Source organism: Devosia sp. (genome assembly GCF_040509215.1).
Classification (GTDB): Bacteria; Pseudomonadota; Alphaproteobacteria; order Rhizobiales; family Devosiaceae; genus Devosia.
Genome location: NZ_JBEVLL010000078.1, coordinates 1 through 5,840, shown reverse-complemented (window position 1 = coordinate 5,840; position 5,840 = coordinate 1). Strand labels below are relative to the sequence as shown.

General features: G+C 62.7%; 6 protein-coding genes. 2 read left to right on the top strand and 4 right to left on the bottom strand.

Annotation, left to right across the window (positions count from 1 at the left end):
- The 4 genes from sdhA to ABW043_RS04450 form a co-directional block, all read right to left on the bottom strand.
- A partial coding sequence (gene sdhA / locus ABW043_RS04465; RefSeq protein WP_353920033.1) for a succinate dehydrogenase flavoprotein subunit occupies positions 1-1,685 on the bottom strand: 1,685 nt, incomplete at its 3' end.
- 5 nt (positions 1,686-1,690) lie between these two features.
- Complete coding sequence (gene sdhD, locus ABW043_RS04460) at positions 1,691-2,083, bottom strand: succinate dehydrogenase, hydrophobic membrane anchor protein (RefSeq protein WP_353920032.1); 393 nt, start codon at positions 2,081-2,083, stop codon at positions 1,691-1,693.
- Positions 2,084-2,085: 2 nt separating this feature from the next.
- Positions 2,086-2,472, bottom strand: a complete 387-nt coding sequence (gene sdhC, locus ABW043_RS04455; RefSeq protein ID WP_353920031.1) for a succinate dehydrogenase, cytochrome b556 subunit — start codon at positions 2,470-2,472, stop codon at positions 2,086-2,088.
- Positions 2,473-3,006: 534 nt separating this feature from the next.
- Complete coding sequence (locus ABW043_RS04450) at positions 3,007-3,222, bottom strand: DUF1674 domain-containing protein (protein ID WP_353920030.1); 216 nt, start codon at positions 3,220-3,222, stop codon at positions 3,007-3,009.
- A 93-nt stretch (positions 3,223-3,315) separates the two neighbouring features.
- Here ABW043_RS04450 and htpX point away from each other — a divergent pair, with 93 nt between their 5' ends.
- Both htpX and ABW043_RS04440 read left to right on the top strand, forming a co-directional pair.
- Entirely contained in the window at positions 3,316-4,299 is a 984-nt protein-coding gene (gene htpX, locus ABW043_RS04445; protein ID WP_353920029.1) for a zinc metalloprotease HtpX, read from the top strand.
- 49 nt (positions 4,300-4,348) lie between these two features.
- Positions 4,349-5,650 (top strand): RsmB/NOP family class I SAM-dependent RNA methyltransferase, encoded by a 1,302-nt coding sequence (locus ABW043_RS04440; RefSeq protein ID WP_353920028.1) that lies wholly within the window; start codon positions 4,349-4,351, stop codon positions 5,648-5,650.
- Positions 5,651-5,840: the final 190 nt, after the last annotated feature.

The following is a 5,840-nucleotide window of genomic DNA, read 5'->3' as shown; positions in this document are numbered from 1 at the left end:
GCCAGCGTGTGCTTGCGCCATTCGACGTCGTCACGGCTCGGGAAATCCTCATGCGCATGGGCGCCGCGCGATTCGTGGCGGGCTTCAGCCGACACCACCGTCGCCATGGCACAGGCCATGAGGTTTTCGAGTTCGAGCGTTTCGACCAGATCGGAATTCCAGATCAGCGAGCGGTCGGTGACCTTAACATCGCCAAGACGCGAATAGATCTCGGTCATGGCAGCGACGCCATTCTTGAGCGAGGCATCGGTGCGGAACACGGCGGCATCGGTCTGCATGGTGCGCTGCATCTCGTCGCGCAGCTTTGCCGTCGGCTGGGAGCCATTGGCGTTGCGTAGGCGATCGAAGCGGGCGAGGATTTTTGCGTCCGAAGCGGCGTTGATGCCGGGGATGGGCGCAGCCTTGTCCATGACCTTGCCGGCGCGAATGGCGGCGGCGCGGCCAAAGACCACGAGATCGGTCAGCGAGTTCGAACCCAGGCGATTGGCACCATGCACCGAGGCACAGGCCGCTTCGCCCACGGCCATCAGGCCCGGCACGATACGGTTGGGGTCTTCCGGCGTCGGGTTGAGGACTTCGCCGTGATAGTTCGCGGGAATGCCGCCCATATTGTAGTGCACGGTCGGCAGCACCGGGATTGGCTCGCGCGTGAGATCGACGCCGGCAAAGATTTTGGCCGATTCGGTAATGCCCGGCAGCCGCTCGTGCAGGACCTTTGGATCGAGATGATCGAGGTGCAGGTAGATGTGATCCTTATTGGGACCGACGCCGCGGCCTTCGCGGATTTCGAGCGTCATGCAGCGCGAGACGACGTCGCGCGAAGCAAGGTCCTTGGCGTTGGGCGCATAGCGCTCCATGAACCGCTCGCCCTCGGAATTGGTGAGATAGCCGCCCTCGCCACGCGCGCCCTCGGTGATGAGAACGCCAGCGCCGTAGATGCCGGTGGGGTGGAACTGCACGAATTCCATATCCTGGAGCGGCAGGCCGGCGCGGGCCACCATGCCATTGCCGTCGCCGGTGCAGGTATGGGCCGAAGTCGCCGAGAAATAGGAACGGCCATAGCCGCCGGTTGCCAGCACGACCATTTTGGCGCGGAAACGGTGCAGCGTGCCATCGTCGAGCTTCCAGGCGATAACGCCCTGGCACTCGCCGTTCTCGCCCATGATGAGATCGAGCGCAAAATACTCGATGAAGAACTGCGCGTCGTTCTTGATCGACTGGCCATAAAGCGTGTGGAGGATGGCGTGGCCGGTACGGTCGGCGGCGGCACAGGTGCGCTGCACCGGCGGGCCATCGCCGAATTCGGTCATGTGGCCGCCGAACGGACGCTGATAGATCTTGCCGTCCTGAGTACGGCTGAAGGGCACGCCATAGTGCTCGAGTTCGTAGATCGCGGCCGGAGCCTCGCGTGCCAGATATTCCATGGCGTCGTTGTCGCCCAGCCAGTCCGACCCCTTTACGGTGTCGTACATGTGCCACTGCCAGCTATCGGGACCCATGTTCTGCAGCGAAGCGGCAATGCCGCCCTGGGCCGCGACGGTATGCGAGCGCGTCGGAAAAACCTTGGTGATGCAGGCAGTATTAAAACCCTGCTCGGCCATGCCGAGCGTCGCGCGCAGACCCGCGCCACCAGCGCCAACCACCACCACGTCGAATTCGTGGTCGATCAGTTCGTAATTGGCCATTTTGATCAACCCCAGAAGACGATTTTAAGCACGGCACCGGCGCCGGCGAGGCCGACGATGACGCAGAAGAGCGTGTTGAGCAGCATGGCGAGGCTATAGACACGGCCATGGAGGTAATCTTCCAGCGTATCGCGCATGCCGTTGCGCATGTGGATCGCGGCAATGGCGATCAGGAGGGCCAGCGGAATGCCGACAAAGGCATTGCCGATGACCGAGATCATGTCGGCGCGATCTTGGCCCGCAAGACGCACGACGATGAACAGCAGGAGGCCAAGGAAGACGACATTGACGAGGCCGGTGACGCGCTGGGTGATAAAGTGGCGCGTCGAGGCTTTCGCATCGCCATAGTGAACCTTGGGATTGGCGATCGTCTGGGGAGTGATGACAGTTTCACGCATGTTCAAGCCATCCACACAAAGACGGTCCAGATAAGAAGGGTGATGACCACCGAGGCGACGAGCGTGCCCCAGGCCATCAATTCGCGCTGGCCTGGCTCCATCATCGCGGCAAAGTCCCAGACCCAATGGCGCAGGCCACCGAGCATGTGGTGCACGAGGCTCCAGGTGAAGCCAAAGAGCACGATCTGGCCGAACCAGCTGCCATAGACGAGGTTGACGAGATTGAGCGCTTCCTGATCGGCAGCAGCGGCAACCAGCCAGATCGCCAGCAGCGCCATGCCGGCATAATTGGCAATGCCGGTGGCGCGATGGATGATCGACATGGCCATGGTAATGGTCCAGCGATAGATCTGCAGGTGCGGAGATGTGGGGCGGGCTCTGACCGACATGGGACTTTCCGGGGCCTTGGGTGGACGCCGGGGGCAACGTCCAGTTTGGAATAGTTCGAGATTACTACTCGCCAATTGTTACGAAATCAAAGACGTTTCCGGGATCGCTCCGGCGTTTTTGGCGAATACCGCACTTTGTTCGTATATCGCACAACATGTTCGCGGGACGCGCGGGAGGGTGGGGCGTTAGGCGTTGGAACGGTCGTTTGGAGAAGGACGCGCTTTTGACGAAGCGCCGTCCAAGAGACCGCACTCCCCCTCATCCCAACCGAATTTGCCCGGCAAATTCGGTGATGCTGCGCGCCACCTTCTCCCCGATGGGGAGAAGAACAGATCGGCGATAACCTGTTATTCCTCGCCCCATCGGGGAGAGGGTGGATCGCGCGTAGCGCGAGACGGGTGAGGGCGCTTCGGTTCGGGTCGAACCCTTGGCTTGTCGTCATCGCCGGGCTGATCCCGGCAATTCATTTCGCCGCCGTATGGACAACCGGGACAAGCCCGGTGGTAACGATCATCGAGGCATAATAGGCGGATTCAAAAATCGCTGGTCAGGCCCTTGATCTCCCAGTCGCCGTAGCGGCCAGGCTCCAGACCACCGCGGCCGCCCTTTTCCTTCGGCGCCATGGCGCCGGCGGCGTCGATCTCGTTGCGGCGTGCTTCGGCTTCCGCGAGGGCACGCTGGGCAGCGGGGGTGAGAATCTTGGGTTCGGCTTCTGCCGGAATGTCTTGCGGCTCGGTGCTATCGGTCATGGTCGGGTTCGCATTACAATATGGTCATGCGCTTGCAGGGAACGCTTCGCCACACAACATAATTGTTCGAAGAGACCAACCCAAGGGGTTTTGATGTTCAACGCCTTCCGCACCTTTGTTCTTATCGCGGCCATGACCGCCCTGTTCATGGTGGTCGGCTATTTTATCGGCGGCACCGGGGGCATGATGATTGCCCTGCTATTCGCCGCCGGCACCAATCTCTTTGCCTACTGGAATTCGGACAAGGTCGTGCTGCGCATGCAGAATGCGGTGCCCGTGGCGCAGAGCCAGGCGCCCGAGCTTTATGACATGGTCGAAACGCTGTCGAAGCGCGCCGGCATCCCGACGCCGGCCGTCTATGTCATCCAGTCCGACCAGCCCAATGCCTTTGCCACCGGCCGCGACCCCAACAATGCCGCCGTTGCCGTTTCGACGGGCCTCCTGCGCCAGCTCGAAACGCGCGAAGTCGCCGGCGTCGTCGCCCACGAACTGGCCCATATCCGTTCGCGCGACACGCTGACCATGACGATCACGGCGACGCTGGCTGGCGCTGTTTCCGCGCTCGCCCAGTTCGGCCTCTTCTTTGGTGGCGGCAATAACAGGGACAATCCGCTTGGCGGCATCGGCGCGCTGCTGATGGTTTTCCTCGCGCCCGTCGCCGCCATGATGGTGCAGATGGCTGTGAGCCGGACGCGCGAATATGAAGCCGACAAGGACGGCGCCGAAATTTCGGGCGATCCGCTGGCTCTGGCCTCGGCACTCAACAAGATCGCGACCCTTGCCGGTCGCCAGGTCAATGTCGCGGCCGAGCGCAACCCGGCCATGGCGCATATGTACATCGTCAACCCGCTTTCGGGCGCCCGGATGGACAATCTCTTTTCCACCCATCCCGATACCGGCAATCGCATCGCCGCATTGCAGAGGCTTGCAGGCGAGATGCGCGTGGACGATAAGGGCCGCAGACCCGCGCCCCGTCCGCAGCCCGCTTCGAGTGGCCGCGATACCGGCGGCGGCTGGCGGGTGCCAAGTGCAGGCCGTGGCGAAGACGATAGCGGCGTGCGCGGTCCTTGGGGATAGCAGGCTTTGCGTGCCGGTTTCCCGATCTGCGATGCGAGTAGGGTGACACGTGACGAAAAAACCGGATCCGGCGGGCTTAAAACTGCGTCTCCTTGCCGCCCAGAGGCTGCGCGCCGTTCTCGGTGGTGAGCATTTTGTCCCCCTCTCCGCCGCAGAGCTGCCCGATGGCCGCGACCGCTCGCTCGCCAATCGGTTGATCAATACGGCGCTGCGCCGTCATGGCCAGATCAACGCCATGCTCCCAGAATTGCTCGAAAAGGGCATGCCGGCCAAGTCCGGCACGTTTGAAGCCGTGCTGCGCCTGTCGCTGGCTCAGCTCGTCTTCCTGCCCGATATCGGCGCTCACAGCGCACTGTTCCTGGCCGTCGAAGCCACCAAGCGCGATGCCAAGGCCCGGCATCTTTCGGGCCTGATGAACGCCGTCTTGCGCCGCGCCCAGTCCAATTCCGCCCGCTATGGTCTGCTGGAAGACAACCTGCTGCTCCCCGCCGCGCTCCGCGAAAAGTGGGAACAGGCCTATGGCGCCGACGCGGTTGCCCGCTTTGTCGATGGCCTCCTGGATGGCGCTCCCCTCGACCTGACCCTCAAGACCGAGGATGGGGAATTGGTCGAAGCGCTGGGCGGCGAAAAGCTCATCGCCGACTCCATCCGCGTCGAAACCCGCGATCGCCCCGTTGATGCCCTGCCCTTTTATGACGAAGGCCGCTGGTGGGTTCAGGACGTGTCCTCCGCCCTGCCCGCCCGTCTTCTCGCCGCCAAGGCTGGTGGCACGGTGCTCGACCTTTGCGCCGCGCCCGGCGGCAAGACGGCTCAGTTGGCCAAGGCCGGCTATGTGGTAACGGCGCTCGATAGCGACGGCACCCGTCTCGAACGCCTCAATGAAAATATGCGCCGACTTGGCTATGCGCCAACCGTCGTCGAAGCCGACGCGACCAATTACATCGCAGCCGAACCATTTGACGGCATTCTGCTCGACGCTCCCTGTTCCGCCACCGGCACCTTCCGCCGCCACCCCGAGGTCCTGTGGCATCGCAGCGCGGCCGATATCGCTGGCCGGGTCAAACTGCAGCAGGGCATCTTTGCCCGCGCGGTGAAGAACCTCGCCCCCGGTGGCAGCCTCGTCTATTGCGTCTGCTCGCTCGAGCCCGAAGAGGGCGAGGCCATGGTAGATTGGGCGCTCAAGGCGTTCCACAATCTCGAACTTCACCCCGTCACACCAACCGAATTGCCGGGTCTTGAAGGCGCCGTTACGCCAGACGGCCTCGTCCGCACCCTGCCCTCAATGGCGCCCAATGGCGTTGAAGGCGGCATGGACGGCTTCTTTGTGGCGCGCTTCCAGCGCAAGCTCTAGCTTGTCGCCGGCGCCAGCCCTAGCTGGTCGCCAAAGCAAGCCCTAGCTTGCCGCCGACGCACAGGCTAAGTCTGTGGGGCACGAAGTTTTACAGCCTCAAATCTATCCTCCGCTGGGCAAATCACGACATATTCACTAGACGCTTCATCATTGTGCGGCCGGTGCCGCGTCTTGGAAGGTTCTTTCAGTG

What these genes read in the sequence shown, in the direction of transcription:
- sdhD (WP_353920032.1), bottom strand. Translation starts at nt 2,083, where the DNA reads ATGCGTGAAACTGTCATCACTCCCCAGACGATCGCCAATCCCAAGGTT.
- sdhC (WP_353920031.1), bottom strand. Translation starts at nt 2,472, where the DNA reads ATGTCGGTCAGAGCCCGCCCCACATCTCCGCACCTGCAGATCTATCGC.
- ABW043_RS04450 (WP_353920030.1), bottom strand. Translation starts at nt 3,222, where the DNA reads ATGACCGATAGCACCGAGCCGCAAGACATTCCGGCAGAAGCCGAACCC.
- htpX (WP_353920029.1), top strand. Translation starts at nt 3,316, where the DNA reads ATGTTCAACGCCTTCCGCACCTTTGTTCTTATCGCGGCCATGACCGCC.